The sequence below is a fragment of the Streptomyces sp. NBC_01077 genome, from assembly GCF_045162855.1.
Classification (GTDB): domain Bacteria; phylum Actinomycetota; class Actinomycetes; order Streptomycetales; family Streptomycetaceae; genus Streptomyces.
Genome location: NZ_CP108669.1, coordinates 4,167,370 through 4,193,471, shown reverse-complemented (window position 1 = coordinate 4,193,471; position 26,102 = coordinate 4,167,370). Strand labels below are relative to the sequence as shown.

Here is a 26,102-nt window from a genome sequence, read left to right as displayed (position 1 = left end):
CTCCAATTAACGGCTCATCCCCCACCAACCCCGTTGATGGCGATCCGATTCCCGGCAAGCAGACCAGCCCGCCGCCCCCGCTGTGTGGTCGAGGACGGCTGGCCCCTGCGCCGGGCCGCCGAACGCTTCCAGGTCTCACCGACCACCGCCCAGCGATGGGCCGACCGCTACCGCGCCCTGGGCGAAAAGCGGGCATGGGTGACCGCTCCAGCCGTCCCCATCACACGCCGCGCCGGACACCGACCCGGACCGAACGCCGGATCATCAAGGTCCGCCTCCTGCGCCGCTGGGGACCGGCCCGTATCGCCCACCTGCTCGGCCTGGTCCCCTCGACCGTCCACCGCGTCCTGACCCGCTACCGACCGGCCCGCCTGACCCACCTCGACCGCGCGACCGGGCACGTCATACGCCGCTACGAACGCGAGAAACCCGGCGAGCTCGTGCACGTCGACATCAAGAAGCTCGGCAACATCCCCGACGGCGGCGGACACAAGGTCCTGGGCCGGCAAGCGGGCCGCAAGACCCGCAGGAACGCCGGCTACAGCTACCTGCACACCGCCGTCGACGACCACTCCCGCCTCGCCTACAGCGAGATCCACGCGGACGAGAAGAAGGAGACCGCCACCGCCTTCTGGCAACGGGCCCACGCCTTCTTCACCGGCGCTGGGATCACCGTCGAACGGGTTCTGACCGACAACGGCTCCTGCTACCGCTCACGCGACTGGCGCGACAGCCTGGCGGCGGCCGGGATCACCCACAAACGAACCCGGCCCCACCGGCCCCAGACCAACGGCAAGGTCGAACGCTTCAACCGCACCCTGCTCGACGAATGGGCCTACGCCCGCCCCTACCGGTCAGACATCGAACGCCGCGAAGCGTTCCCCGGCTGGCTCCACTCCTACAATCACCACCGCGGACACACCGCACTCGCAGGCAAACCACCCGCAAGCCGCGTCCCCAACCCAACGAGGCAATACACCTAGCGCGCGGCGAGCCGCTCCATCAGGGCGGCGCTGCGCGCCAGCACCTCGCGCTCCTCGCCGGTGAGTTCGAGCTCGATGGCCTGGGCGAGCCAGCCCACCCTGCGCCCGCGCTCCGCTTCGAGAGCGGTCCGTCCCGCAGGGGAGAGCTCCACCAGGGACTTGCGGCCGTCCGTGGGGTGAGCCCGGCGGACGACGAGCCCCTGTTCCATGAGCAGCCCGACCGAGCGGGCCATGGACTGGGGTCGTACGCGCTGGTCCGCCGCCAGATCGCTGGTGGTCATGGCCCCGTCGCGATCGAGGGTGCCGAGCACGGAGACGTGGCCGAGCGGGATCCGGTCCTCGTGCTTCACGCGCCGCGTGAGCTTGCCCATCGCGGTACGCAGTTCGGTGGCGACGGCGGCGGGTTCCGGGGTGGGCATAGGGCACTTTAACCGGCGACCACCGGCGAAGCCGTGCCAGCCATCTGTGCAGCAGAACTGAACAGCCGAACTGAACAGCTGAACTGAACAGCATTGCTGTAGAGTCAGAACTGTCGCGGCACGCGCCAGCGCTGTCGCAGCAGGGCCGCGGCGTACGTCAACGCGAAGGACCTTCCATGGTTTCCCCGGCAGTTGAGTCCACCGTCATCCAGTCCGTCACCGCCCGCAGGGTCATCGACAGCCGGGGCAACCCCACCGTCGAAGCCGATGTCCTCCTCGCCGACGGATCCCTCGGCCGCGCCGCCGTCCCCTCCGGCGCCTCCACCGGCGCACGGGAGGCAGTGGAGCTGCGCGACGGGGACCCCGAGCGCTGGCACGGCAAGGGCGTCGACCGTGCCGTCGCCCACGTCAACGGCGACATCGCGGCAGCGGTCGTCGGCCGCGACGCCGGCGATCAGGCGGGACTCGATGCCGCGCTCGTCGCGCTCGACGGCACGGCCGACAAGTCCCGGCTCGGCGCCAACGCGCTCCTCGGCGTCTCCCTCGCCGCCGCGAAGGCCGCCGCGGCGGCCCACCGCCGGCCGCTCTACCGGTACCTCGGCGGGGCCGACGCCCGCCTCCTCCCGCTGCCGATGATGAACATCGTCAACGGCGGTGCCCACGCCGACAACCCGCTGGACTTCCAGGAGTTCATGATCGCTCCGGTCGGAGCGGAGACCTTCGCGGAAGCAGTCCGTATGGGCTCCGAGGTCTTCCACACGCTCCGTCGCGATCTGCTGTCCGCCGGGCACGCCACGGGCGTCGGCGACGAGGGCGGCTTCGCGCCCGCACTCCGTACCGCCGAGGAGGCGCTGGACTTCGTCATGGCGGCCATCGAGCGCACCGGTTACCGGCCCGGCACGGACATCGGCCTGGTCATGGACCCGGCCTCTTCGGAGTTCTTCCGCGACGGGGTGTACGACTACGCGGGCGAGGGTGTCCGCCGTACGCCCACCGAGCACGCGGACTACCTGGCCAAGCTGATCGACGCGTATCCGATCGTCTCCGTCGAGGACCCGATGGCCGAGGACGACCTGGACGGCTGGCGGGAGCTGACCGCCCGCGTCGGCGACCGCTGCCAGCTCACCGGCGACGACGTGTTCTGCACCAATGAGAATCTGCTGCGCGAGGGCATCCGCACCGGTGTCGGCAACTCGGTCCTGGTCAAGGTCAACCAGATCGGCACCCTGACCGAAGCCCTCGCCACGGTCGCCACCGCGCACCGCGCCGGCTGGACCGTCGTCATGTCGCACCGTTCCGGCGAGACGGAGGACACCACCATCGCGGACCTGGCGGTGGCGACGGGCTGCGGCCAGATCAAGACCGGCTCGCTGTCCCGGTCCGACCGTACGGCGAAGTACAACCAGCTCATCAGGATCGAGGAGGAGCTGGGTGCGTCCGCGCGCTACGCGGGCGGAGCGGTGCTGGACCGTGCCGTCGTCACCACGTCGGGGGCGCTCGGCTCCTAGGGGGTGTCAGCGGGCGTAGAGGCCGCGGGCCCGGGGCAGGTCCACGGGGGTTCCGTCCTCGGGTACGTACAGGAAGTGGTCCAGCTGCCAGGTCTGCGTACGGGCGGCCTGGCCGTTCGTGGTGGTCACCCAGGGCGGGTACACGCGGAACCCGCGCTTCCCGCCCGCTCCGTCGTCCGAGACCACGCCGTGCCGGCGAAGCGCCTCCACCGGGAACACGAACTGGCCGAAGCCGTCGGAGTCCTGGTCCCGGCAGCTGATGACGACCAGGTCGATGCCGTCCGCCGTGTCGAAAGGCGCGATCGGCCCGGCAGGCGACCTCGTCCACACGGTGACGAACTGGCCGACCTTGGTGGGGGTCGTCCTCGCCACCCGGAACCGGACGGAGCGGCCGTCGACGGTGAACGCGTGGGCCGCGTAATCGGCGGACTCGGCTTCCGGCACCGGCCGTGAGCAGGTGAGACCGCAGGGGCCGTAGACGAGCGCCTGCGCCGCGAGGAGATCTCCGGGGGGTGGGGCGGAGTCGGAGGCACGCGCACGGCTGGTCGTCATGCGGCCACCCTGTCACGGCCCCGGCCCCGGCGGCAGCCCCGGCGGCGGCACTGCACCGGCCCCGGCGGCGGCACAGCAAACCGGCCCCGGCGGCGGCATCGCACCGGCCCCGGCGGCGCGTGCGGGTGACGCCGGTCGCGGCCCTGAGGAGCGTCGCGCCACGCCGGTGACGAAACCCTGCGACAACTGCGTTCCCGCCAATGCATTCTGGCCAGCGCCGGCATGGGTCGGCATGGGTCGGCATGGGCCGACGTGGGTCGGCGTGATCGTCGGGGGAACGGGGGAATCGATCGATGTGGTCGGTGGTGTCGTCGGGGGAGCTGCCCGACGGGGAGCGGTTCGAGTGGTTCGCGGACATGATCTCGCGGGAGGTGATGCCCACCAGACTCACCAGCGAGCGGCCCGCCGACTTCACGGCCGAGGCGGCCCTCCTCGACCTGGGGGAGCTGCACGTGTCCAAGGTCGCCTACTCGCCGCTGCGTTCGCAGCGCACACCCGCGCTGATCCGGCGGGGCGACCCCGAGCAGTACCAGCTCGGTCTGGTGACCAAGGGCGCGATGACCCTCGTCCAGAACGGGAACAGCTGCGAGGCCGAGGTCGGGGACCTCGTCTTCTGGGACACCTCGCGGCCCTCCGACGCCCGTTACGTCTCCGACGGCGACCCCGGGCAGCTGGTGATCCTCCAACTGCCCCGTGACGTACTGCCGTTGCGCGCCGCTCGGCTCGACGGACTGCTCGCCCGCCGGATGCCGGGCGGCAGCGGCCTGGGGGCGGTCCTCGCCGACTTCCTGCGCTCGCTCGTCGCGCACGGCGGCGCGTGCACGCCGGACGAACTGAGCCGTATCGGAGCCACCGCGATCGATCTCGCGGCGGCCTGTCTGGCGCAGAACACGGACACCGAGAAGCAGCTCCCCGCCGAGGTGCGCGCGCGGGCGCTGCTCCGCCGGATCCACTCCTTCATCGAGTACAACCTGGGCGATCCGGAGCTGACCCCCGCCGACGTCGCGGCCCACCACAACCTCTCCGTCCGCACCCTTCACCAGCTCTTCAGGGGTGCCGGGGAGGAGACCGTCCAGGCCCGCATCCGGCGGCGGCGGCTCGAACGCTGCCGCGCCGACCTCGAACGGCCCGAGCTCCTCACGTACCCCGTGCAGGCGGTCGCGGCGCGGTGGGGGTTCAGCGGACCGGCGGTGTTCAGCCGGTCCTTCCGGGAGGCGTACGGGGCGAGCCCGACCGAATTCCGCGCGCGGGCGACGGCGGGGCGGCCGGGGCGTGCGCTGAGCGTCAAGGAAGTGCGCGCCGAGCGCACAGCCTGATGATCACGCGCTTCCTAGGCTCGGAGCCGTTCGATCGGTTCGAGACGGGGGATGCGGCATGGGGAAGCGAAACGATCAGGGGGTCTGGGACATGGACGACAGCGGCGGGCGTGCGAGCATGCCCCGGTGCGTGAACTGAGTGAGTTGATCGAGGTCGAGGACCCGGCGTGGCCGGTCCTCGGCGAGAAGCTGCGGGCGGCGCCCGTACGCGTCGAGGTGCTGGACGCCGATGCGGCGGGGGGTGCGGCCACGCTGCTGCGGACGCAGGTGACCGTGCGGTCGTTCCTGGGGGCGTTCGTGCTGTACAGCGGCGGGGCGTTCGTCGACGACGGCTGGCTGCGGGTGTACGGCAGCCCGGCCGCCGACAACGACCGGCGGATGCCGTCGCTCGCGCGGGTCAACGGCTACCCGGCGGACGCGGAGGCCGACCCGGGGTGGCGGCCCGAGGCGGGTCTCGTCGTGGCCCACGACGTCCTCGGCGGGGTGTTCGTCCTCCAGGGCGGGCCCGCGGAGCAGGTCGGGCTGCCGGGGCAGCCCGGCGAGATGGTGTACTTCGCGCCCGACTCGCTGAGCTGGGACGCGCTGGGCGCCGGGTACGGGGCCTGGCTGTCGTGGATGCTGTCCGGTGGCACGGAGGAGTTCTACGAGGGGCTGCGCTGGCCCGGCTGGCAGGACGAGGTCCGTCGGCTGGACGGAGACCGGGGGCTCACCCTCCACCCGCCGCTGTGGTCGGAGGAGGCGCACCGGGACCTGGCCGCGACCAGCCGGCGCGTCGTGACGATGGCGGAACTCCTGGAGTTCGAGCGGGAGACGGGCGCGGGGCTCGACGAGACGGACCCGGGCTTCCTGGGGAACGCATGAGTGCCGGGGAGGGGGCGGCGGTGACCGCACGCACGGCACGGACGCCCCGCCTCGACCTCGAACCGCTCGCCGTCGCGCACGCCGACGAGATGACCGGGGTCCTCGCCGACCCGGCCCTGCACACCTTCATCGGCGGCGCCCCGCTGACCGCGCCCGAACTGCGGGCCCGGTACGAACGGTTGACGGCCGGCTCACCGGACCCGGCGACGGTCTGGTGCAACTGGGTCGTCCGGCTCCGCACCGAGAACCGGCTGGCCGGAACCGTGCAGGCGACGCTCACGGACGACGGGCGGGTCGCGGAGGTCGCCTGGGTGATCGGCACGGAGTGGCAGGGGCGGGGCATCGCGCGCGAAGCGGCGGAGGCCCTGGTCGCCCTGCTGCTGGAGCACGGCGCCCACACGATCGTGGCCCACGTCCACCCGGACCACACGGCCTCGGCGGCGGTGGCCCGAGCGGCCGGCCTCACACCGACGGACCGGGTGGAGGACGGCGAGATCCGCTGGGAGCGACGGGTCTGCTGAGGCGGGACGACATGCGGTACGGGCGCCATCGCGGGGAGAGGAGGACGAGCAGCAGGGCCACCCCCGCCCCCGCTCCCGCCCCCAGTCCGGCGCGCAGGCCCGGAGGCCGGAAGGTGCAGGAGATCTCCCTCTGCCCCTCCGTGACGGGGACCGCGAGCAGCCCCCCGTACGACTCCGCCGGCGCGTTCTCGCAGTGCCAGCCCGCGATGCTCGGGGCCGCCATCACGGCTGTGCCCCTGGCGCCGGGCGGGAGTTCCGCCCGTACGCCCGTCGTCGTGATCTCGATCGACGTCGCCGCACGGGCGCGCAGGACCGTCACCGCCGACCGCAGGCGTTCGTGGTTCAGGCAGGCGATCTCGCCGCCGGGGGACGGGACGGTGGGCTTCTCGCCCGCCTCGCGCTGCATCCCCAGTGACGTCATCGCCGCTCGTCGCTTCGGCCGGCCGCCCAGCAGGTGCGTCTCGTGCGGGCCCAGGCGGGCCGTGCCCGTCGTGTCGGGGGCCCACAGGAAGACCTCCGTGCCGACCGGGCACGCGCCGTCTGCCCGCGGAGCCTCGTACACCCGTGTGCCGAGCAGGAGTTCCTGGTTGCGGAAGGGGGACCTGCCGTAGGCCGGGGGCGGGCCCGGCGGCCGTACCGTCACCAGCGGCAGGGGCTCCCCGCGGACCATCTTGCCGTCCCGCCACCTCGCCCCCACCCCGAACAGCGCGTCCGTCACCGGGTTGTCCAGGCTCAGCAGGTTCCGGCCCCGGGACGTCCAGCCGCCGCCCAGCGCGGTCAGCGTCTCCGTCAGGACCGCCGGGGTGTGGCTGCTGTAGTACGCGGCGCCCTGGCCGCCCAGGAGCAGCGGGTCGTTGCCCGCCACCCGGGGCAGGCCCGAGTCCGTGCGGTACGCCGGCCAGCCGTCCGCCTCCGCGAGTGCCGCCGCCCGCCGTTCGTGCTCCGCGCCCCACGGCGGGTAGTCGTCGAGCCGGCCGAGACGTTCCCGGTCCGCGTACGCCGTCGTCGCAGCGGCCTGGCCGACCACGGTCCCGATGACCAGGAGCGCGGCGAGTGCCCCGTACCGCCCCCGTCGCGGCAGCAGCAGCGCACCGGCCACCGCCGCCAGGCCCACGGCCGTGAGCAGCAGCGCCCAGGACGTGAGGAAGGGGCTCGGGAGCGACCCCGCCGCCAGGATCGCCACGACCGCCGTTCCGCCGAGGAGCGCCCGGCGGTCCGGGAGACCGTGGGCGAAGCCCGTCCACGCGGCCAGGACGAGGACGCCGGACAGGACGAACGTCTGGCGGTACGGGCTGCCGTTCGGCGTCGCGAACGCGTGCCACAGGAGGTGCGTCGGGCCCCACTGCATCGAGGCCACGACCACCCCGCACAGGCCCGCCCACAGCCACCGTTCCCGGCTAGGGATCTCGCGGCGGAACAGCAGCGCGCCCACGAGCAGCAGCACCGCCGTGGAGACGAAGGCCGCCGGCGTGGAGAAGCTGTACGTCACCGGGAGCAGCCGGGCGAGGACGTCGGTGGCGGGCGCCGGGTCGAACTCCCTCACCAGCCCCGGGTGGGCGTGGCGCGAGCCGAGGAAGACGGGGACGAGGACGGGGGCGGCGAGGGCGATCCCGATGCCGGTCGTCAGCGCCGCCCGCAGCACCGTGCGGACGGCGCCGCGCGACGCGGTGCTGTGGATGGTGCCGCGGACGGGGCTGACGACGCTGCCCGACGCCGTGTCGCCGTCGGCGCCGTCCTCCGGGTCCGTCACCGCGAGCCGGACGAGGAGGACGAGGGCCGCGCCGAGCGTCGCCATGTACGCCGTGTAGAAGTTCGCCACCCAGCAGACCGCGACCACCAGCGGGCCGAGGAGCGGCCGCCTGCCCTCCCGTACCCACTCGCCCACCAGGCAGAGCAGCGGGAAGGCGATCAGGCCGTCCAGCCACATCGGGTTGTACGTGCCCTCCGCGAGCGACCAGCCGCAGAGCGCGTACGAGGCGCCCAGGACCGAAGCCCACCACCAGACGCCGGGGCCGAGGCGGCGCAACAGGTACGTCATGGCCGCCGCGGCGACCGCCGTCTTGAGGACGGTGATCGCGTACACCGCGTACTCGATGTCCCCGCGCGGGAAGAGCGCGACCAGCGGGGCGAAGGGGCTCGACACGTACGTGCCGTAGTCGGGGAGGAAGCTCGTGCCCCAGCCCGCCTGCCAGTCGAGCAGCAGCCCGCCGTCCGCCCGGCCGCGCAGCAGGTCCCACAGGTGCGCGTGGAACGGCACGAACTGGTTCGCGAGGTCGTTGACGGCCCGGTGGCGCGGCCCGAAGGGGAAGATCCGGGCGACGGCGTCCCCGCCGCAGACGGCGAGGACGGTGAGGAGCGCGGCGAGGAGGCACGGGCGTTTGATGTTCGACATGACGGTTCGAATATGCCAGCGCCCGACCGGGAAGACCGTGGCCCCGCCACCCAGTTCATTCAATGGTCGCCTGAAGGCCATCCATGCGGACCGGCCGGGACACCGGGCTCCGTTGTCGTGGTCCGCGTGCTGCTCTCGATCGTCGTCCCGTGCTTCAACGAGGAAGACGTCCTCGCCCGTTTCCATGACCACGTGATCGGTGAACTCGCCAAGCTGGACGGCGAGTTCGAGATCGTCTACGTGGACGACGGAAGCCGGGACGGGACGCTCCCGCTCCTCCAGGAGCTCGCCGTGCGCGACTCCCACCACGTCCGGTACGTCTCCTTCAGCCGGAACTTCGGCAAGGAGGCGGCGATGCTGGCCGGCCTACGCAACGCCGCCGGCGACGCCGTCGTGATCATGGACGCCGACCTCCAGCACCCGCCCGAGCTGGTGCACCGCATGGTCGCGCTGCACGCCGAGGGGTACGACCAGGTCGTCGCCCGCCGTACCCGCGAGGGCGACCGCGTCACCCGCACCCTGACCGCCCGCATCTACTACTGGGCGATCAACCGGCTCGTCGACGTCGAGCTCGTCGACGGCGTCGGGGACTTCCGCCTGCTGTCCCGCCGTACCGTCGACGCGATCCTCGGCCTCGGCGAGTACAACCGCTTCTCCAAGGGTCTCTTCTCCTGGGTCGGCTTCCGGACGACGACGTTCTCGTACGAGAACGCCGTCCGCGAGCAGGGCCGCTCCAAGTGGACCTTCGGCAAGCTCCTCAACTACGGCCTCGACGGCCTCCTCTCCTTCAACAACAAGCCGCTCAGGGCCGCCGTCCACCTCGGCTTCCTGCTCGTCCTCGTCGCCCTCGGCTACGCGGCCTGGATCGTCGGCGACGCGCTGGTCAACGGCGTCGACACCCCCGGATACGTCACCCTCCTCGTCGCCGTCACCGCCCTCGCCGGCGTGCAGATGGTGATGGTCGGACTGATCGGCGAGTACGTCGGCCGCATCTACTACGAGGTCAAGCGCCGGCCCCACTACCTGGTCAAGGAGACCCACGGCGGGACGTACGAAGGGACGCGCGAGGGGGCGGAGACAGAGGTGGTACCGGCCGACACCCGGCGTACCGGTGAGTCGTTGTGGGAATCAGTCGCACCGAAGTAGTGGCTCCGGCCCGGGCGACTCCCTAACATCGATCACCGCAAGGTCGTTCAACTGACGCACGACCAGCCCGGGAGGCTCCTTTGCACCGCCGCACTGCGCTCACCGTCTCCGCCGCGCTTCTCGCCGCGGCCCCGCTGCTCACCGCCTGCGGCAGTGACGCCCACCCAGGAGCGGCGGCCGTCGTCGGCGGCGAACGGATCGACGTCTCCAGCCTGCAGGCACAGGTGCAGGACGTGCGCGCCGCACAGGAGCGCTCCCCGCAGGCCGCCCAGCTCGTCCAGGCCACCGGTGACCTGCCCCGCCGCAAGCTCAACGTCATGATCTTCGACCGGGTCGTCGACAAGGTCGCCGCGGACAACGGCGTCACCGTCACCCGCGCCGAGCTCCAGCAGACCAGGACCGCGTTCGTCCGCGAGAGCGGCGGCGAGGAGCGGCTCGCCGACGTCCTCCTCCAGGAGCAGGGCGTGGCCCCCGGCCAGATCGACGACCTCGTCCGCCGCAACGTCCTCATGAACAAGATCGCCGCCAAGCTGGGCGTCACGGACACCCCCGACGGCCAGAAGAAGCTGACGGAGGTCTTCTCCGCCGCCTCCAAGGACCTCGGCATCGACGTGAACCCGCGCTACGGCGCCTGGGACGACGCCCAGGTCCGGCTCGCGAACAGCACCGAGCCCTGGCTGCGCCAGCTCAGCCAGGACCCGGGCGCCGTCCCGGCCGGTGCGTGAGGCGGAGTAAGTTCGAGGGGTGACTTCTGAGAGCCCCGGCCGCATCGTTCTGCTCACCGCCAGCCACCGCGTGGCACCCGGACTGCTGTCCTGGCCCGCCTGGCAGGCGCTGCACGGCGCGGACCGGGTGCTCTGCCCCGACGAGCACCACCCCCAGCTGCCGTACCTGCGGGAGGCCGGGGTCGCCGTCGAGCACCTCCGGCCCACCGCCGAGGAACTCGTCGAGGCCTGCGCCGGAGGCCGCACGGTCCTGCTGCTGCCCTCCGGCGAGGGCGACCGGGCGCTGACCGACGGCCTCGCCCGGCTCGCCGGCTCGGGCCGCCTGACGATGCCCGACCTGGAGCTGCTGCCCGGCTCGTACGACCTGCCCGGCGCCCGGCTCCTCGACCTCGTGCAGATCATGGACCGCATCCGGCGCGAATGCCCGTGGTCCTCGCGGCAGACGCACAAGGAGCTCACCAGGTACGGCATCGAGGAGGCGTACGAACTCGTCGAGGCGATCGAGAACGGCGACCGGGACGAGCTGCGCGAGGAACTCGGGGACGTCCTGCTGCAGGTCGTCTTCCACGCCCGCATCGCCGAGGACGACCCGGAGGAGCCCTTCTCCGTGGACGACGTCGCCGGGACCCTCGTCGAGAAGCTGATCCACCGGCACCCGCACGTCTTCGGGGACGAGAAGGCGGAGACGCCGGACGAGGTACGGGCCCACTGGCTGCGCACCAAGGCGATCGAGAAGCAGCGGGAGTCCGTGACGGACGGCGTGCCGCTCGGCCAGCCGGGGCTCGCGCTCGCCGCGAAGCTCGGCGGCCGGGTGCGAACGGCGGGCCTCGCGGTGCCCCTTCCGGCCGGCGAGGGCATCGGGTACGACCTGCTGGCCCTCGCGGTCCGGGCGGAGGCGGAGGGCGTGGACCCGGAGGCGTCCCTGCGCGCGGCGGCCAAGACGTACCGGGACGCGATCCGCGCGTCGGAGGGCGTGTCGGCCGAGGCGTAGGAGTGCGTGCGGTTCAGCGCTCGCGCGGCGCGCGTGCCTCCGGGTTGTGCCAGAGCGGTGCGGGCGGGCCCAGGAGGCGTTCGGCCGCGGTGTTCGGGCGGACCGTGAAGCGTCCCACGGGCTGCAGGGTGTCGTGGTGGATCCGGGCCTGGTCCGTGCCGAGCTCCAGCAGCGCCTCCGTGACCTCCGTCAGGAAGCCGGGCGGGCCGGCGAGGTAGACGTCGTGCGAGGGCCAGTGGACGCAGGCCCGCAGCGCCTGCAGGAGCCGTTCGGTCGCCTGGTCCTTGCGGTGGCCGGGGGCCGAGGTGATGTAGGTGACGCTGAGTCCGCTGAGACGTTTCTTCAGTCGCTCCGCGTCCCGCCGCCCGTACAGATACTCTTTCGCGCGCGCCACGACGAACAGCCGGCCCTTCAGCTCCGGCTCGGCCTCCGCCGCCTCCGAGAGCAGCGCCTTCACCGGCGCCCAGCCCGTACCCGCGCATATATAGGTACGGAGTCCGCCCGGCTCCGTACACGCGGTCAGGCAGCCGCCGGGCGCGCTGAGCCGCAGGGTCTCGCCCGGGCCCGTCTCGTCGACGAGCGCCGTGCTCATCGCGCCGCCCGGGATCCGGCTCACATGCAGTTCGACCGTGCCGTCGGGGCGGGGCGCGTCCGCGAGCGAGTAGGTGCGCCAGACGCGCGGGACACGCAGCGAGCTGACGCTGACGTACTGCCCGGGGAGGAAGGCGAGCGGCTGCCGGGGCCGCAGGGTGAGGACGGCCAGATCCTCTCCGTACCGCTCGTGCCGGACGACGTCCGCGTCCCACCAGGCCGGCTCCCCGGCCTCCGAGGCCTCCTCGGCGCCCGTCAGCATGAGGTCGGCGACGTGCCCGTACGCCTCGGTCCAGGCCTTCTCCGCCTCAAGCGTCCAGGCGGCACCGGCGGCGTGCGCGAAGGCGGCGAGCAGGCTCGACCCGACGGCGGCGTAGAGCGCGGGGGAGGCGAGGAACTTCCGGTGGTCGCGGCCCAGCCGGCCCAGGTACTCCGCGAGCCCCGGGTCCTCCAGGTGGGTCACCACATGGGTGAGCGCGGCGAAGAGCCGGTCCCGCTGGGGCTGCATGTCCTCGGGGAACAGCTCGCGCATGGCGGGGTTGTTCCAGAAAAGATGCGAGTAGAAGAAGGTGACGGCGTGTTCGGCCCGTCTCTCGACGACCGCGAACGTGCTTCTGAGCATCTGAGGATCCACCGACAAGAATCTAGGGCACGGCCCCCTTCTTGATCGCAGGATCCGACAGACCTCACCTTCCGGACCGCCCTGTACGGTCGGAGGGTGAGCACCACCCCCGGGCCCGGCCCCGCCTCCTGCCCCGTCTCCGGCCCCGCCTCGGACCCCGTCTCCGGCCCCGCACCGACCCCGGCTCGCGAGCCCGCGCCCGAGCTCTTCACCTGGGAGTTCGCGAGCGATCCGTACCCCGCGTACGCCTGGCTCCGCGAGCACGCGCCCGTGCACCGGACGACGCTGCCCAGCGGGGTCGAGGCCTGGCTCGTGACGCGGTACGGGGACGCCCGGCAGGCCCTCGCCGACCAGCGGCTCTCCAAGAACCCGGCGCACCACGACGAGTCCCCGCACGCCAAGGGCAAGACGGGCATCCCGGGCGAGCGCAAGGCCGAGCTGATGACCCATCTGCTCAACATCGACCCGCCGGACCACACGCGGCTGCGGCGGCTCGTCTCGAAGGCCTTCACCCCGCGCCGGGTCGCCGAGTTCACCCCGCGCGTGCAGGAGCTGACCGACCGGCTCATCGACTCCTTCGTGGAGAAGGGGAGCGCGGACCTCATCCACGAGTTCGCCTTCCCGCTGCCCATCTACGCGATCTGCGACCTGCTCGGCGTGCCCGAGGAGGACCAGGACGACTTCCGCGACTGGGCCGGGATGATGATCCGGCACGGCGGCGGCCCGCGCGGCGGGGTCGCGCGGTCGGTGAAGAAGATGCGCGGCTATCTCGCCGAGCTGATCCACCGCAAGCGCGAGGAACCCGGCGACGACCTCATTTCGGGGCTCATCAAGGCCTCCGACCACGGCGAGCACCTCACCGAGAACGAGGCCGCCGCCATGGCCTTCATCCTTCTCTTCGCCGGCTTCGAGACGACCGTCAACCTCATCGGCAACGGCATGTACCAGCTCCTGCGCCACCCCGAGCAGCGCGAGCGGCTCCAGGCCTCGGTCGCGGCGGGCGAGACCGGGCTCCTGGAGACCGGGATCGAGGAGCTGCTGCGGTACGACGGGCCGGTGGAGATGGCCACCTGGCGGTACGCGACCGAGCCGCTGACCATCGGCGGGCAGGACATCCCGGCAGGCGATCCCGTCCTCGTGGTGCTCGCCGCCGCCGACCGGGACCCGGAGCGGTTCGACGGGCCGGACGTCCTGGACCTCGCCCGGCGCGACAACCAGCACCTCGGGTACGGGCACGGCATCCACTACTGCCTGGGCGCGCCGCTCGCGCGGCTCGAAGGGCAGACGGCGCTCGCCACCCTGCTGACTCGGCTGCCGGACCTGCGACTTGCCGCCGATCCGGACGAACTTCGGTGGCGCGGAGGGCTCATCATGCGTGGTTTGCGCACGCTTCCGGTGGAGTTCTCCCCTTCCGTACGACTCCCGCGGAATGACGGACCGTCAGAACTGTGATCTTCACGTGATCGCGGGTGCATCGACTTGTGATGAGCGTTCGAATACGGCTACGTTCCCCGTCAGCTCAGTTCGTCAACTTGGTTGAGTAACTCGACCCGGTCCGACAACTCGGCCCGTCATCACAGCCGTCACGCGAAAGGCGCTCCTATGCGTTCCGGGAACGGACGACACCGTCGCCCCCGTCAGGCCCCCGCAATCGTCGTCGCCGCGGGCGTGACCGGATCCGCCATGGCGCTGCCGCTGCTCGCCACCGGATCCGCCTCCGCCGCCGACGCCGCCACCTGGGACCGGGTCGCCGAGTGCGAGTCCGGCGGCCAGTGGAGTGCCAACTTCGGCAACGGCATGTACGGCGGCCTCCAGTTCACCCAGGACAGCTGGGAGCGGAACGGCGGCCTGGCGTACGCGCCCAGCCCCGACCTGGCCAGTCGCGGCCAGCAGATCGCGGTGGCCGAGAAGGCCCTCGCCAAGGGCTCCACCGAGTGGGCCACCTGCGCGCCGATCGCCGGCCTGACGAACGACGGCACGTCGCCCGGCGTGGACCCCGGCCCCACGAGCATCCCCAAGGCCCCCACGGGGCCGGTCGCCGAGTCGAACCGGACCTCGGGGCTTCCGGGGGCCTCGACGGGCTCCACCGCCTCCGGCGGGGCCACGAAGAAGGCCACGGGGACGGTCTCGCCGACCGCTCCCGTCACGCCCGCCGCGTCCGCCACGCCCGTCTCGCCGACCGCTCCCGTCACGTCGACCACCCCGGCGAGCCCTCCCGCGTCGACCGACCCCGGCGACGCGACCGTGCCCACCACCCCGGGCACGCCCGATGCATCGGTCACCCCGGGTGCTCCGGGGACGCCCACCACGCCCGGCGTGCCGGAGGACGGCGCGTCGCCGACCACTCCCGGAAGCGGGAAGCACCGGGGCGACGCCGCCCCGGAGGAAAGCGGCAACTCGGACAGTTCGGCAGAATCAGGTCGACACGCCTCATCTGATAGCAAGGTGACCGGAAAGCCCCTGGAGAAGCCGTCGACTGACGCTTCGAAGGAATCGGACGCAACGGACAGTCAGGGCAACTCGGGCGCGTATCTCGTGCAGCCCGGCGACAGCCTGTCCGACATTGCACAGGAGAACGAACTCCCCGGAGGCTGGACCGCCCTCTACGATGCCAACCGGCAGACCGTGGGCATCGATCCGGACCTCATCCTTCCTGGTCAGAGCCTCGACCTGACGAACGGTTCGCCCATCGCGGCCGAGTGATTCAGGGGCGTATGTCCGGTTATAGGCAAGTGAGACATGGGTCTCTTCGCCCCAACTGGCGTGTCACGCCCGCAAACTTTGCTCCCGTCACCTCTCACCTGCACAAACACCCCCCACCGGAAGGCAAGTAGGGGCGAAATTTCCGCAATATGCCTCTTTGAACTTCCGGTGGGTCTGTGTCTACGGTCGTCACCGCTCGCCACCGCGGGCCCCGTCGACCGAAACGCCGAATCCTGCCGTCGGCCGATGGGAATTGTCGTCGCGTAAGCGCCGAAGGCAGGAGCGGGGGACCCAAGGTAAGTGCCGGCCCCGGCCGTTGAGACAGACGGCCGACGATCGGCTTGGGGTGAAGCCGCGTGCTAGGACACGCGGCCGGGCAACTCATTGGCCCGAACCCGACAGCTCACCTCGTAGGCGTCGGTGAGGAGAATCTCCATGCTGTTTTCCGGCAAGGGCAAACACCGTCGTCCCTCCAAGGCCACCCAGGTCGTCACGCTCGTCGGCGTCACCGGTGTCGCCGTCGCCGCCCCGCTGATGACCGCGGGCACCGCCTCGGCCGCCACGGTCTCCGAGTGGGACCGCGTCGCCCAGTGCGAGTCCGGCGGCGACTGGTCCATCAACACGGGCAACGGCTTCTACGGCGGCCTGCAGTTCACGCCGTCCACGTGGGCCGCCTTCGGTGGCACCGCGTACGCCCCGAACGCCCACCAGGCCACGAAGGCCCAGCAGATCGCCATCGGCGAGAAGGTCCTCGCGGGCCAGGGCAAGGGCGCCTGGCCGTCCTGTGGTGTGGGCCTCTCCAGCGCCTCGCCCGAGAGTGCCGCCGAGAGCGCGCCGCAGCAGAGCGCCCCGCAGCCGGAGCGGAAGGCCGAGCAGCCGACCACCCGCAGCGAGCAGCGCCAGGCCCCGAAGCAGACCACGCAGCAGGCCGCGCCCAAGGCCGCCGCGAAGAAGACCGTCACCACCCCGACCGGCAAGAAGGTCAAGAAGGGTGACGGCGAGTACAAGGTCAAGGCCGGCGACACCCTCAGCAAGATCGCTCAGGCGCACGGCGTCAAGGGCGGCTGGGCCAAGCTCTTCGAGCTGAACAAGGACGTCGTCGAGAACGCCGACCTCATCTACCCGGGCCAGCAGCTTCACCTGAAGTGAGCCCGGCGGCCCGCGTGAGTCCGGCGGCTCACGCGGCCCCTCCGACCCTCCCGCGGTGACCACCCCGGACCGGCGCGCCCATCCCCCGTGCGCACCGGTCCGGGGTTCCCCCGTTTCGAGCCCCACGCGTGGGCACCGACCGATGGACCTCGTGGTTACCGCCCGGTAGATACGGGGTCCTTCGTCCCGAGATGCATGCCCTTGGGTCCTTTTTCGTCCCAGCGGGCGGGCGCCAGGCCGACCGGAGCCCCTGAGCCGGTTAGGCTCTTGTCGCAAGGCCGAGCGACCCTGCACCGACCTTGCGTCACATCCAGCGTCACATCCCAAAAAGGAGATGCTCGTGCCGTCCATCGACGTCGTCGTAGCCCGGGAAATCCTGGACTCCCGAGGCAACCCCACGGTCGAGGTCGAGGTCGGCCTCGACGACGGCAGCACCGGTCGTGCTGCTGTTCCGTCCGGCGCCTCCACCGGTGCGTTCGAGGCCATCGAGCTTCGCGACGGTGACCCGAACCGCTACCTGGGCAAGGGTGTCGAGAAGGCCGTCCTCGCCGTCATCGAGCAGATCGGCCCGGAGCTCGTCGGCTACGACGCCACCGAGCAGCGCCTGATCGACCAGGCCATGTTCGACCTGGACGCCACGGAGAACAAGGGCTCGCTCGGCGCCAACGCCATCCTCGGCGTCTCCCTCGCCGTCGCGCACGCCGCGTCCGAGGCCTCGGACCTCCCGCTCTTCCGCTACCTCGGCGGCCCGAACGCGCACCTGCTGCCCGTTCCGATGATGAACATCCTCAACGGTGGGTCGCACGCCGACTCCAACGTGGACATCCAGGAGTTCATGATCGCCCCGATCGGCGCGGAGTCCTTCTCCGAGGCCCTCCGCTGGGGTGCCGAGATCTACCACACGCTCAAGGGCGTGCTGAAGCGCAAGGGCCTCTCCACCGGCCTCGGCGACGAGGGCGGCTTCGCCCCGAACCTCGAGTCGAACCGCGCGGCCCTCGACCTCATCATCGAGGCCATCAAGGAGGCCGGCTACACCCCGGGCTCCGACGTCGCGCTCGCGCTCGACGTCGCCGCGTCCGAGTTCTACAAGGACGGCAAGTACGAGTTCGAGGGCAAGTCCCGCTCGGCCGCCGAGATGACCGAGTACTACGAGGAGCTCGTCTCCGCGTACCCGATGGTCTCCATCGAGGACCCGCTGTACGAGGACGACTGGGCCGGCTGGAAGGTCCTCACCGACAAGCTGGGCGCCAAGGTCCAGATCGTCGGCGACGACCTCTTCGTCACCAACCCGGAGCGCCTGGCCCGTGGCATCGAGGAGGGCACCGCGAACGCCCTCCTGGTCAAGGTCAACCAGATCGGCTCGCTGACCGAGACCCTCGACGCCGTCGAGCTCGCCCAGCGCAGCGGCTTCAAGTGCATGATGTCCCACCGCTCCGGCGAGACCGAGGACGTCACCATCGCCGACCTCGCGGTCGCGGTGAACTGCGGCCAGATCAAGACCGGCGCCCCGGCCCGCTCGGACCGCGTCGCCAAGTACAACCAGCTGCTGCGCATCGAGGAGATCCTCGACGACGCCGCGGTCTACGCCGGCCGCAGCGCCTTCCCGCGCTTCAAGGGCTGATCTTCAAGGGCTGAGCCTCACCGCAGGGCAGCTTCCGTACGTCCCCGTACTCGGTCCCGTACCGTGTGCGGGGACGTCCGCGTGAACAGGGGAGGCGACACGACATGGCCGCGAAGGACCGGGACCGGTTCTCCACCGCGACCCGGATCAGGCTGCTCGGCGAGCAGACCGCCGCCCGTGTCTACCGCTCCCAGACCCGCCGCCAGGCCCGCCGCTCCCGGCTCACCGGCCGCGCGGCCTTCCTCGCCCTGGTCGTCTGCTCCCTCGTCGTGGCGCTCGCCTACCCCATGCGGAGCTATGTCTCCCAGCAGGGCGAGATCGCAGAGCAGGAGCGCCGGGCCGCCGAGGCCGCCCGGCGGGTCGAGGAACTCAGGGACGAGAAGGCCCGCCTCCAGGACCCGGCCTACGTCCGCCGCCTCGCCCGCGAGCACCTCCACTACGTGCTGCCCGGCGAGACCGGCTTCACCGTGAACGACCCCGACGCGGAGCAACGGCCCCGCGGCGACCAGGGCGCGGCGGACCGCCCCTGGTACGACAACCTCTGGGACGGCGTCGACCACGCCGACCGCCCCTGACCCCTCCTCCGCACCAGACGAGCAAGGCAGACATGGAAACGCCCCCTCCGCAGACCGAACGCACCGAGCCCACCGAGCAGGACATCGCCGCCTTCGAGCTGCAGCTCGGCCGGCCGCCCCGCGGCCTGCGCGCCATCGCGCACCGCTGCCCGTGCGGCAACCCGGACGTCGTCGAGACCGCGCCGCGCCTCCCCGACGGCACGCCGTTCCCGACCACGTACTACCTGACCTGCCCCCGGGCGGCCTCGGCGATCGGCACCCTGGAGGCCAACGGGGTCATGAAGGAGATGCAGGCCCGGCTCGCCACCGACCCGGAGCTCGCCGCCGCCTACCGGGCCGCGCACGAGGACTACATCGCGCGCCGTGACGCCATCGATGTCCTGGAGGGCTTCCCCAGCGCCGGCGGCATGCCGGACCGTGTGAAGTGCCTGCACGTCCTCGTCGGCCACTCGCTGGCCGCGGGACCGGGCGTCAACCCGTTCGGCGACGAGGCGCTCGCGATGCTGCCCGAGTGGTGGGCGAAGGGCGCCTGCGTGACGCCGTGCGTGACGCCGAAGGAAGAGGACGGCTGGACGGTGGAGCAGTCCGAGGGCGGCCACTTCGCCGTCAAGCCGGTGGACGAGGAGGAGAAGTGACCCGCGTCGCCGGAATCGACTGCGGCACGAACTCCATCCGCCTCCTCGTCGCCGACATCCACCCCGAGACGGGTGACCTCGTCGAGCTGGACCGGCGGATGACGATCGTCCGGCTCGGGCAGGGCGTCGACAGGACGGGCCGGCTCGCGCCCGAGGCCCTGGAGCGGACCTTCGCGGCCTGCCGCGAGTACGCCGAGGTCATCAAGGAGCTGGGGGCCGAGAAGCTGCGCTTCGTCGCCACCTCCGCCTCCCGCGACGCCGAGAACCGCGAGGACTTCGTGAACGGGGTCGTGGAGATCCTCGGCGTCGAGCCCGAGGTGATCACCGGCGACCAGGAGGCCGCGTTCTCCTTCACCGGCGCCACCGGTGAGCTGCACGGCACGGAGACGTACCTCGTCGTGGACATCGGCGGCGGCTCCACCGAGTTCGTCACCGGCAACAAGCACGTCGAGGCCGCCCGCTCCGTCGACATCGGCTGCGTCCGGCTCACCGAGCGGCACGTCCGGCACGACCCGCCGACCGCCGAGGAGGCCGACGCGATCCGCGCCGACGTCCGGGCCGCGCTCGACCTCGCCGCCGAGACCGTCCCGATCGACACCGCCGGGACCCTCGTGGGGCTCGCCGGCTCGGTCACCACGGTCGCCGCGATCGCCCTCGGGCTCCCGGAGTACGACTCCGAGAAGATCCACCACGCCCGGATCTCCGCCGCGCAGGTCGCCGAGGTGACCGACCGGCTGCTCGCCTCCACGCACGCCGAGCGGGCCGCGATCCCCGTCATCCACCCCGGCCGGGTCGACGTGATCATCGCCGGGGCCATCGTCCTGAGGGAGATCGTCGAGCGTGTCGGAGCCCACGAGGTCGTCGTCAGTGAGCACGACATCCTCGATGGGATCGCCCTATCCGTGGCATAGCGGGCATCTATCGACGCCCCCGGCGACATGCCGTCGGGAAAGTTCGTGAAGTTCTTCACAAGGAAAAGGGCCCTGGTGGCGCCTGAAGGGGGTCATTGGGCCCTCCGAGGGGCGCCTCAGGGCCCTTTCGCAGGCGTGGAGGCCGATTCGCTCGTTGTTTCCATCGCGTGAACGGGCACCGTGGTTCAGCGTTAACGGAGGCTCTCCGGGCCAGTTCACAAGGGGTGAACAACGTCCGCCCCCGCACCCCGGTTCCTTTGCAGCACCATGACATGGATCACGTGGGCGGCGGAGTGTAGCAGAGGTACCCGGAGACCTTGTGAAGGGGCGCACGAGCACCCCCCTCAGGAGGGGTGGATACTCGATCTCATGAGCACCACGGAGCGTCCCAGGATCCTCGTAGTAGGCGGCGGGTACGTAGGCCTGTACGCAGCTCGGCGCATCCTCAAGAAGATGCGCTACGCGGAGGCGACCGTCACGGTCGTCGACCCGCGGTCGTACATGACCTACCAGCCCTTCCTCCCCGAAGCCGCCGCCGGCAGCATCTCGCCGCGCCACGTCGTCGTCCCGCTGCGACGCGTCGTGCGCGGAGCCGAGGTGCTCACCGGCCGGGTCACCACCATCGACCAGGACCGCAAGGTCGCCACGATCGCGCCGCTCGTCGGCGAGGCGTACGAGCTGCCTTTCGACTACCTGGTCATCGCGATGGGCGCCGTCTCCCGCACCTTCCCGATCCCCGGCCTCGCCGAGCAGGGCATCGGCATGAAGGGCATCGAGGAGGCCATCGGCCTGCGCAACCACGTCCTCGAGCAGCTCGACAAGGCCGACTCGACCACCGACGAGGAGGTCCGCCGCAAGGCGCTGACCTTCGTCTTCGTGGGCGGCGGCTTCGCCGGCGCGGAGACCATCGGCGAGGTCGAGGACCTGGCCCGTGACGCCGCGAAGTACTACCAGAACGTGTCGCGCGAGGACATGCGCTTCGTCCTGGTCGACGCGGCCGACAAGATCCTCCCCGAGGTGGGCCCGAAGCTCGGCCAGTACGGCAAGGAGCACCTCGAGGGCCGCGGTATCGAGATCTACCTCGAAACCTCCATGGACTCCTGCGTCGACGGCCACGTCGTGCTGAAGAACGGCCTCGAGGTCGACTCCAACACGATCGTGTGGACCGCCGGCGTGAAGCCCAACCCGGCGCTCTCCCGCTTCGGTCTGCCGCTCGGCCCCCGCGGCCACGTGGACTGCAACGAGAAGCTCCAGATCAACGGCCTCGACTACGCCTGGGCCGCGGGCGACAACGCCCAGGTCCCGGACATGGTCGGCCGCAAGGCGGGCAACCCGAACGCCTGGTGCCCGCCGAACGCCCAGCACGCCCTGCGTCAGGCCAAGGTCCTCGGCGACAACGTCGTGTCCGGCATGCGCGGCTTCCCGCAGAAGGAGTACAGCCACGCCAACAAGGGCGCGGTGGCCGGACTCGGTCTGCACAAGGGCGTCGCGATGATCGTCATGGGCAAGGTGAAGATCAAGCTCAAGGGCCGTCTCGCCTGGTACATGCACCGCGGCTACCACGGCATGGCGATGCCGACCTGGAACCGCAAGATCCGCGTCTTCGCCGACTGGACCCTCGCGATGTTCCTCAAGCGCGAGGTCGTCTCCCTGGGTGCCATGGAGACGCCGCGCGAGGAGTTCTACGAGGCCGCCAAGCCCGCTCCCGCGCCGGCCGCCCCGGCACAGGAGAAGGCCAAGGCCTCCTAAGGTCCCGGCAGCCTCCTGAGGCGCAGCAGTACACGCAGTACCCGAAAGGGCCGTCCGCCATCCGTGGTGCGGACGGCCCTTCGCGTGTTTTGCCGACTGATTGCGCTGCGGCGGGACTGTAAACGCCTACGGACGGTGTTCCCTTGGTGACGAGCATTTCTGGGGCACGAGATCACGGAGGTGTGCACCATGGCCGACGCCGCGTCGCGGCTGACGACTCTCGCCGAGGAACTCCTCGGAGGACCGCTCCCGGTCCGACTGCGAGCCTGGGACGGCAGTGAGGCCGGTCCCGTGGGAGGCCCCGTCCTGGTCGTCCGAGACCGCCGCGCCCTGCGGAGGATGATCTGGAAGCCCGGCGAACTGGGCCTGGCCCGCGCCTGGGTGGCCGGGGAACTCGACGTCGAGGGAGACCTGTACGAGCTCCTCGACGGGCTTTCGGGCCTGCTCTGGGAGCGTGACGAGGACACCAGGGGCCTGCTCGCGTCCGCGCGCGACCCCAGGCTGCGCGCCGCAGCAGGCGCCCTGCTGAAGCTCGCGGGACCGCCGCTGCCGCCGCAGCCGCCGGCCGAGGAGATGCGCGGCCGCAGCGGCGGCCGGCACACCCGGCGCCGCGACAAGCAGGCGATCAGTCACCACTACGACGTGGGCAACGACTTCTACGAGCTGGTCCTCGGCCCGTCGATGGTCTACTCGTGCGCGTACTGGGCCTCCGACGGCCCCGACGCGACCCTGGAGGACGCCCAGCGCGACAAGCTGGACCTCATCGCCCGCAAGCTGAACCTCAAGGAGGGCGACCGGCTCCTCGACGTGGGCTGCGGCTGGGGCTCCATGGCCCTCCACGCCGCCCGGGAGTACGGGGCCAGGGTCGTCGGCATCACCCTCTCCCGCGAGCAGGCCGCGTACGCCCGCAAGCGGATCGCCGACGAGGGCCTGACCGACCTGATCGAGATCCGCGTCCAGGACTACCGGGACGTCACGGACGGCCCGTACGACGCGATCTCCTCGATCGGCATGGCCGAGCACGTCGGCGCCGTTCAGTACCGGGAGTACGCCGACATCCTCCACGGGCTCCTCAGGCCCGGCGGACGGCTCCTCAACCACCAGATCTCGCGGCGCCCCGAGCCCGACGAGGAGGCGTACGAGGTCGACGTCTTCATCGACGCGTACGTCTTCCCCGACGGCGAACTCGCCCCCATGGGCCGCACGCTGAGCACTCTGGAGGACGCCGGCTTCGAGGTCAGGGACGTCGAGGCGATCCGCGAGCACTACGCGCTCACCCTGCGCCGCTGGGTGGCCAACCTGGAGCGGAACTGGGACCGGGCGGTCCGGCTCACCTCACCCGGCCGGGCCAGGATCTGGCGGCTCTACATGGCGGCCTCGGCCGTCTCCTTCGAGCGCAACCGGATCGGCGTGAACCAGTTCCTCGCCGTGAAGACCCCTCTGTCGGGGAAGAGCGGCACGGCGCTGCGGCCGCGCGTCTGGAACGAGAAGGCCTGACCCGCGTACGGCGAAGGGCCGGCCTCCCCGGAGGGGGAGCCCGGCCCTTCTCTTCTGCCTGCCGCTGCTACTCGGCCTTGATGGCGGCGAGCATGTTCAGCTTCGCCGCGCTCCGGGCCGGCCACAGGGAGGCGAGGACGCCGACCAGGGCGGCCAGGACCAGGAAGATCCCGATCCGGTCCCAGGGCAGGACCAGGGAGTAGCCCGGCAGGCTGCTCTTGAAGGTCTCGCCGATCGCCCAGCCGAGGAAGGAGCCGAGGCCGATGCCGACGACCGCGCCGAACACCGAGATGACCACGGCCTCCAGACGGACCATCCGCTTCACGCGGCGCCGGTCGAGACCGATCGCCCGCAGCATGCCGATCTCCTGCTGACGCTCGAAGACCGACATCGCCAGGGTGTTGACGACACCCAGGACCGCGATCACCAGGGCCATCGCGAGCAGACCGTAGACGATGTTCAGGAGCATGTTGATCTGGCCGCCGAACAGGTCACGGATGTCCTTCTGGTCCATCACCGTGATCGCCGGGTTGTCACCCATGGCCTTCGACAGCGCCTTCTCGTGGGCCGCGCTCGGGCCGCCCTCCGTCGAGACGAAGATCTGCTGGATGCCCGCCTGCTCGTCGTGGGCGCTGATCAGCTTGGTGTCGATCAGGACCGGCGAGACGAACTCGCTGCCCTCGTAGACCGCGCCGACGGTCAGCTTGCCCTTCTGCTTGTCGAGCCACTCGACGGGGACGGTGTCGCCGACCTTCAGGCCGCGCTTGGCGGCGGTCTTGTCGTCGACGGCGATCTTCCCCTCGCCGAGGGAGGCCATCGAGCCGTTCACGACGGTGAGCTTGAGGACCTGCTCGATGTCGCCGGGGGTGACACCGGAGGCCGAGACGAACGAGCCCTTGAGCTCCAGGGCGCCGTTCTGCTGCGGGGAGACCGCGGTGACGCCCGGGGCCTTCTCCAGGGCCGCCAGGGCCTCCTCGCTGAGACTGGTGCCGCTGGCCATCGAGACCATGTAGTCGGCCTTGATCTGGTCGGTCGTCATCTTGTCCAGGGCCGAGCCGACCGTGGCGCCGAGCACCGAGAGACCGGTGACCAGGGTCAGACCGATGGCGAGCGCGGAGGCGGTGGCGCCGGTGCGGCGCGGGTTGCGGACCGCGTTCAGGCCGGCGAGCTTGCCGGAGACCCCGAAGAGGTTCACGAAGACCGGGCGGATCACGGCGATCACGGGCCGGGACAGGAACGGGATCAGCACGATCACACCGATGAGGGTGAGGAACGCGCCGCCGGCGATGAGCATGCGGCCGTCGTCGCCGCCCTGGCCCGCGCCGAGCACGATGAGCACGGCACCGAGGGCGGTGAGCGCGGCACCGATGGAGTTCCGTACGACGAGCGACTTGGTGCTCGCGGCCGCGTGGACGCTGCCCATGGCGGCGACCGGCGGGATCTTCGCGGCGCGGCGGCCGGGCAGCCAGGCGGCGAACATCGTGATCAGGACACCGACGAGGAAGGCGGTGAGGACCGGGGTGGTGCCGAGGACGAGATCGCCGGCCGGCATCTTCATGTCGAAGGCGTTCATGGCCGAGCGGAGGGAGACGGCCAGGCCGATGCCGAGCACGTAACCGACGGCCGAGGCGACCAGGCCGACCAGACCGGCCTCGGCGAGGACGGAGCGGGTGATCTGCTTGCGCGAGGCGCCGACCGCGCGCATCAGCGCCAGTTCCTTGGTGCGCTGCGCGACCAGCATCGTGAAGGTGTTGGAGATCAGGAAGATGCCGACGAAGAGCGCGATGCCCGCGAAGCCGAGGAGCACCTGGTTGAGCGCGCCGAGACCGGACTCGATGTCCTTGGCCTGCTGCTCGGCGAGGGCCGTGCCGGTCTGCGCCGTGGCGGACTTCGGGACGACCTTCAGAACCTCGTCGCGGAGCTTGTCGGCGTCCGTGCCGGGCGCGGCGGTGACGGTCAGGTTCTGGAAGTAGCCGGGCTTGAGGTAGAGCTTCTGCGCGACGGAGGAGTCGAAGACGACCAGGCTGCCGCCGGCGTTGACGGCGCCGTCCTCGGTGGTGAAGACACCGGAGAGCTCGTACTCCTTCACCGGGCCGTTGGTGGCGACGCGGACGGTGTCACCGACCTTGTAGCCGCCCTTGTCGGCGGTGTCCTTGTCGAGCGCGATCTGCCCGGCCGAGGCCGGGCCGTTGCCGGTCGTGAAGGCGTACGCGCGGTCCTTGCCGTCCTTGCCGGGGGCGAAGTTGGTGCCCTTGTTGGACCAGCCGACGCCGATCAGCTTGCCGTCCTTGTCGGGGACACCGGCGAAGCCGTCGACGCGGGGGGCGACGGAGGCGACCCCGTCGAGCCCGGCGACCTTGTCGACGACCTGCTGGGAGAGGCCGGGGGTCTTCCGGGCCTCCTCGGCGGACGGGTACATCTCGACGGCGACGGCGACGTCGTCGTAGCTCTTCGCCGACTGGTTGCGGAAGGCCTGGGAGAGGGTGTCGGTGAAGACGAGGGTGCCGGAGACGAAGGCCACGCCGAGCATCACGGCGAGCACGGTCATCAGCAGTCTCGCCTTGTGCGCGAGCACGTTGCGCAGGGCGGTACGGAACATGGGTGTGTCCTGGAGGAAAGAGGGACGGCGGGCGGG

General features: G+C 71.4%; 21 protein-coding genes, 1 pseudogene and 1 riboswitch. Of the genes and pseudogenes, 17 read left to right on the top strand and 5 right to left on the bottom strand.

Annotated features, from left to right (window positions below):
* The first annotated feature begins 36 nt into the window (after window positions 1-36).
* Window positions 37-983, top strand: a pseudogene (locus tag OG462_RS18645) (IS481 family transposase).
* Here OG462_RS18645 and OG462_RS18640 read toward each other — a convergent pair.
* Window positions 980-1,402, bottom strand: a complete 423-nt coding sequence (locus tag OG462_RS18640) for a MarR family winged helix-turn-helix transcriptional regulator (protein WP_406058953.1) — start codon at window positions 1,400-1,402, stop codon at window positions 980-982. The pseudogene OG462_RS18645 and the gene OG462_RS18640 overlap by 4 nt on opposite strands.
* A gap of 176 nt (window positions 1,403-1,578) precedes the next feature.
* Between OG462_RS18640 and eno (OG462_RS18635) the strand changes: the two genes are divergently transcribed.
* Window positions 1,579-2,910, top strand: a complete 1,332-nt coding sequence (eno, locus tag OG462_RS18635; protein ID WP_406058952.1) for a phosphopyruvate hydratase — start codon at window positions 1,579-1,581, stop codon at window positions 2,908-2,910.
* A 6-nt stretch (window positions 2,911-2,916) separates the two neighbouring features.
* Here the strand turns inward: eno (OG462_RS18635) and OG462_RS18630 are convergent, their stop codons facing one another.
* A complete protein-coding gene (locus OG462_RS18630) occupies window positions 2,917-3,462 on the bottom strand; it encodes a MepB family protein (protein WP_406058950.1) in 546 nt (181 codons plus the stop codon).
* 293 nt (window positions 3,463-3,755) lie between these two features.
* Between OG462_RS18630 and OG462_RS18625 the strand changes: the two genes are divergently transcribed.
* The 3 genes from OG462_RS18625 to OG462_RS18615 all read left to right on the top strand — a co-directional run bounded on the left by OG462_RS18625 (window position 3,756) and on the right by OG462_RS18615 (window position 6,160).
* Complete coding sequence (locus OG462_RS18625) at window positions 3,756-4,778, top strand: AraC family transcriptional regulator (protein ID WP_406058948.1); 1,023 nt, start codon at window positions 3,756-3,758, stop codon at window positions 4,776-4,778.
* Window positions 4,779-4,904: 126 nt separating this feature from the next.
* Window positions 4,905-5,639 carry a DUF2625 domain-containing protein gene (locus tag OG462_RS18620; RefSeq protein ID WP_406058946.1) on the top strand — a complete coding sequence of 245 codons (735 nt, stop codon included), beginning with the start codon at window positions 4,905-4,907 and terminating at the stop codon, window positions 5,637-5,639.
* Window positions 5,636-6,160 carry a GNAT family N-acetyltransferase gene (locus tag OG462_RS18615; RefSeq protein ID WP_406058945.1) on the top strand — a complete coding sequence of 175 codons (525 nt, stop codon included), beginning with the start codon at window positions 5,636-5,638 and terminating at the stop codon, window positions 6,158-6,160. The genes OG462_RS18620 and OG462_RS18615 overlap by 4 nt, the downstream gene beginning before the upstream one ends.
* On the opposite strand, the gene OG462_RS18610 is transcribed toward OG462_RS18615, so the two are convergent.
* Window positions 6,102-8,552, bottom strand: a complete 2,451-nt coding sequence (locus OG462_RS18610; protein ID WP_406058943.1) for a YfhO family protein — start codon at window positions 8,550-8,552, stop codon at window positions 6,102-6,104. The two genes, OG462_RS18615 and OG462_RS18610, sit on opposite strands and share 59 nt — an antisense overlap.
* A 126-nt stretch (window positions 8,553-8,678) precedes the next feature.
* On the opposite strand from OG462_RS18610, the gene OG462_RS18605 reads away from it, so the two are divergent.
* From OG462_RS18605 to OG462_RS18595, 3 genes are all read left to right on the top strand, one after another.
* Window positions 8,679-9,698, top strand: coding sequence for a glycosyltransferase family 2 protein (locus OG462_RS18605; protein ID WP_406058941.1), 1,020 nt, complete (start codon window positions 8,679-8,681; stop codon window positions 9,696-9,698).
* 80 nt (window positions 9,699-9,778) lie between these two features.
* Window positions 9,779-10,423 carry a SurA N-terminal domain-containing protein gene (locus OG462_RS18600; RefSeq protein ID WP_406058939.1) on the top strand — a complete coding sequence of 215 codons (645 nt, stop codon included), beginning with the start codon at window positions 9,779-9,781 and terminating at the stop codon, window positions 10,421-10,423.
* A 19-nt stretch (window positions 10,424-10,442) separates the two neighbouring features.
* A complete protein-coding gene (locus OG462_RS18595; RefSeq protein WP_406058937.1) occupies window positions 10,443-11,414 on the top strand; it encodes a nucleoside triphosphate pyrophosphohydrolase in 972 nt (323 codons plus the stop codon).
* 13 nt (window positions 11,415-11,427) lie between these two features.
* Here OG462_RS18595 and OG462_RS18590 read toward each other — a convergent pair whose 3' ends face one another.
* On the bottom strand, window positions 11,428-12,627 hold the full coding sequence (locus OG462_RS18590) for a globin domain-containing protein (RefSeq protein WP_406058935.1): 1,200 nt from the start codon (window positions 12,625-12,627) through the stop codon (window positions 11,428-11,430).
* 96 nt (window positions 12,628-12,723) lie between these two features.
* On the opposite strand from OG462_RS18590, the gene OG462_RS18585 reads away from it, so the two are divergent.
* The 9 genes from OG462_RS18585 to OG462_RS18545 all read left to right on the top strand — a co-directional run bounded on the left by OG462_RS18585 (window position 12,724) and on the right by OG462_RS18545 (window position 23,467).
* A complete protein-coding gene (locus OG462_RS18585) occupies window positions 12,724-14,079 on the top strand; it encodes a cytochrome P450 (protein WP_406058933.1) in 1,356 nt (451 codons plus the stop codon).
* 150 nt (window positions 14,080-14,229) lie between these two features.
* Window positions 14,230-15,330, top strand: a complete 1,101-nt coding sequence (locus OG462_RS18580) for a transglycosylase family protein (protein ID WP_406058931.1) — start codon at window positions 14,230-14,232, stop codon at window positions 15,328-15,330.
* Window positions 15,331-15,588: 258 nt separating this feature from the next.
* A riboswitch (cyclic di-AMP (ydaO/yuaA leader) is annotated at window positions 15,589-15,762 on the top strand.
* 3 nt (window positions 15,763-15,765) lie between these two features.
* Entirely contained in the window at window positions 15,766-16,479 is a 714-nt protein-coding gene (locus tag OG462_RS18575) for a transglycosylase family protein (RefSeq protein ID WP_406058929.1), read from the top strand.
* A gap of 334 nt (window positions 16,480-16,813) precedes the next feature.
* Window positions 16,814-18,100 (top strand): phosphopyruvate hydratase, encoded by a 1,287-nt coding sequence (gene eno / locus OG462_RS18570; RefSeq protein WP_406058927.1) that lies wholly within the window; start codon window positions 16,814-16,816, stop codon window positions 18,098-18,100.
* Window positions 18,101-18,204: 104 nt separating this feature from the next.
* The gene (locus OG462_RS18565; protein ID WP_015034100.1) at window positions 18,205-18,675 is read left to right on the top strand and encodes a septum formation initiator family protein; all 471 of its coding nucleotides are present in this window, start codon (window positions 18,205-18,207) and stop codon (window positions 18,673-18,675) included.
* A gap of 32 nt (window positions 18,676-18,707) precedes the next feature.
* Window positions 18,708-19,310, top strand: a complete 603-nt coding sequence (locus OG462_RS18560; RefSeq protein ID WP_406058925.1) for a DUF501 domain-containing protein — start codon at window positions 18,708-18,710, stop codon at window positions 19,308-19,310.
* A complete protein-coding gene (locus OG462_RS18555) occupies window positions 19,307-20,221 on the top strand; it encodes an exopolyphosphatase (protein WP_406058923.1) in 915 nt (304 codons plus the stop codon). Before OG462_RS18560 ends, OG462_RS18555 begins: the two co-directional genes overlap by 4 nt.
* A gap of 369 nt (window positions 20,222-20,590) precedes the next feature.
* Window positions 20,591-21,970: an NAD(P)/FAD-dependent oxidoreductase gene (locus OG462_RS18550; RefSeq protein WP_406058921.1), complete on the top strand. Its 1,380-nt coding sequence runs from the start codon at window positions 20,591-20,593 to the stop codon at window positions 21,968-21,970.
* A 189-nt stretch (window positions 21,971-22,159) separates the two neighbouring features.
* A complete protein-coding gene (locus OG462_RS18545) occupies window positions 22,160-23,467 on the top strand; it encodes a class I SAM-dependent methyltransferase (RefSeq protein ID WP_406058919.1) in 1,308 nt (435 codons plus the stop codon).
* Between the two features lie 67 nt (window positions 23,468-23,534).
* Here OG462_RS18545 and OG462_RS18540 read toward each other — a convergent pair whose 3' ends face one another.
* Window positions 23,535-26,066 (bottom strand): ABC transporter permease, encoded by a 2,532-nt coding sequence (locus OG462_RS18540; RefSeq protein ID WP_406058917.1) that lies wholly within the window; start codon window positions 26,064-26,066, stop codon window positions 23,535-23,537.
* Window positions 26,067-26,102 lie beyond the last annotated feature (36 nt).

Bases quoted from the DNA above. Each gene is read 5' to 3' on its own strand.
- OG462_RS18640 (WP_406058953.1), bottom strand. From the start codon at position 1,402: ATGCCCACCCCGGAACCCGCCGCCGTCGCCACCGAACTGCGTACCGCG.
- eno (WP_406058952.1), top strand. From the start codon at position 1,579: ATGGTTTCCCCGGCAGTTGAGTCCACCGTCATCCAGTCCGTCACCGCC.
- OG462_RS18630 (WP_406058950.1), bottom strand. From the start codon at position 3,462: ATGACGACCAGCCGTGCGCGTGCCTCCGACTCCGCCCCACCCCCCGGA.
- OG462_RS18625 (WP_406058948.1), top strand. From the start codon at position 3,756: ATGTGGTCGGTGGTGTCGTCGGGGGAGCTGCCCGACGGGGAGCGGTTC.
- OG462_RS18615 (WP_406058945.1), top strand. From the start codon at position 5,636: ATGAGTGCCGGGGAGGGGGCGGCGGTGACCGCACGCACGGCACGGACG.
- OG462_RS18610 (WP_406058943.1), bottom strand. From the start codon at position 8,552: ATGTCGAACATCAAACGCCCGTGCCTCCTCGCCGCGCTCCTCACCGTC.
- OG462_RS18590 (WP_406058935.1), bottom strand. From the start codon at position 12,627: ATGCTCAGAAGCACGTTCGCGGTCGTCGAGAGACGGGCCGAACACGCC.
- OG462_RS18580 (WP_406058931.1), top strand. From the start codon at position 14,230: ATGCGTTCCGGGAACGGACGACACCGTCGCCCCCGTCAGGCCCCCGCA.
- OG462_RS18575 (WP_406058929.1), top strand. From the start codon at position 15,766: ATGCTGTTTTCCGGCAAGGGCAAACACCGTCGTCCCTCCAAGGCCACC.
- eno (WP_406058927.1), top strand. From the start codon at position 16,814: ATGCTCGTGCCGTCCATCGACGTCGTCGTAGCCCGGGAAATCCTGGAC.
- OG462_RS18565 (WP_015034100.1), top strand. From the start codon at position 18,205: ATGGCCGCGAAGGACCGGGACCGGTTCTCCACCGCGACCCGGATCAGG.
- OG462_RS18560 (WP_406058925.1), top strand. From the start codon at position 18,708: ATGGAAACGCCCCCTCCGCAGACCGAACGCACCGAGCCCACCGAGCAG.
- OG462_RS18550 (WP_406058921.1), top strand. From the start codon at position 20,591: ATGAGCACCACGGAGCGTCCCAGGATCCTCGTAGTAGGCGGCGGGTAC.
- OG462_RS18545 (WP_406058919.1), top strand. From the start codon at position 22,160: ATGGCCGACGCCGCGTCGCGGCTGACGACTCTCGCCGAGGAACTCCTC.
- OG462_RS18540 (WP_406058917.1), bottom strand. From the start codon at position 26,066: ATGTTCCGTACCGCCCTGCGCAACGTGCTCGCGCACAAGGCGAGACTG.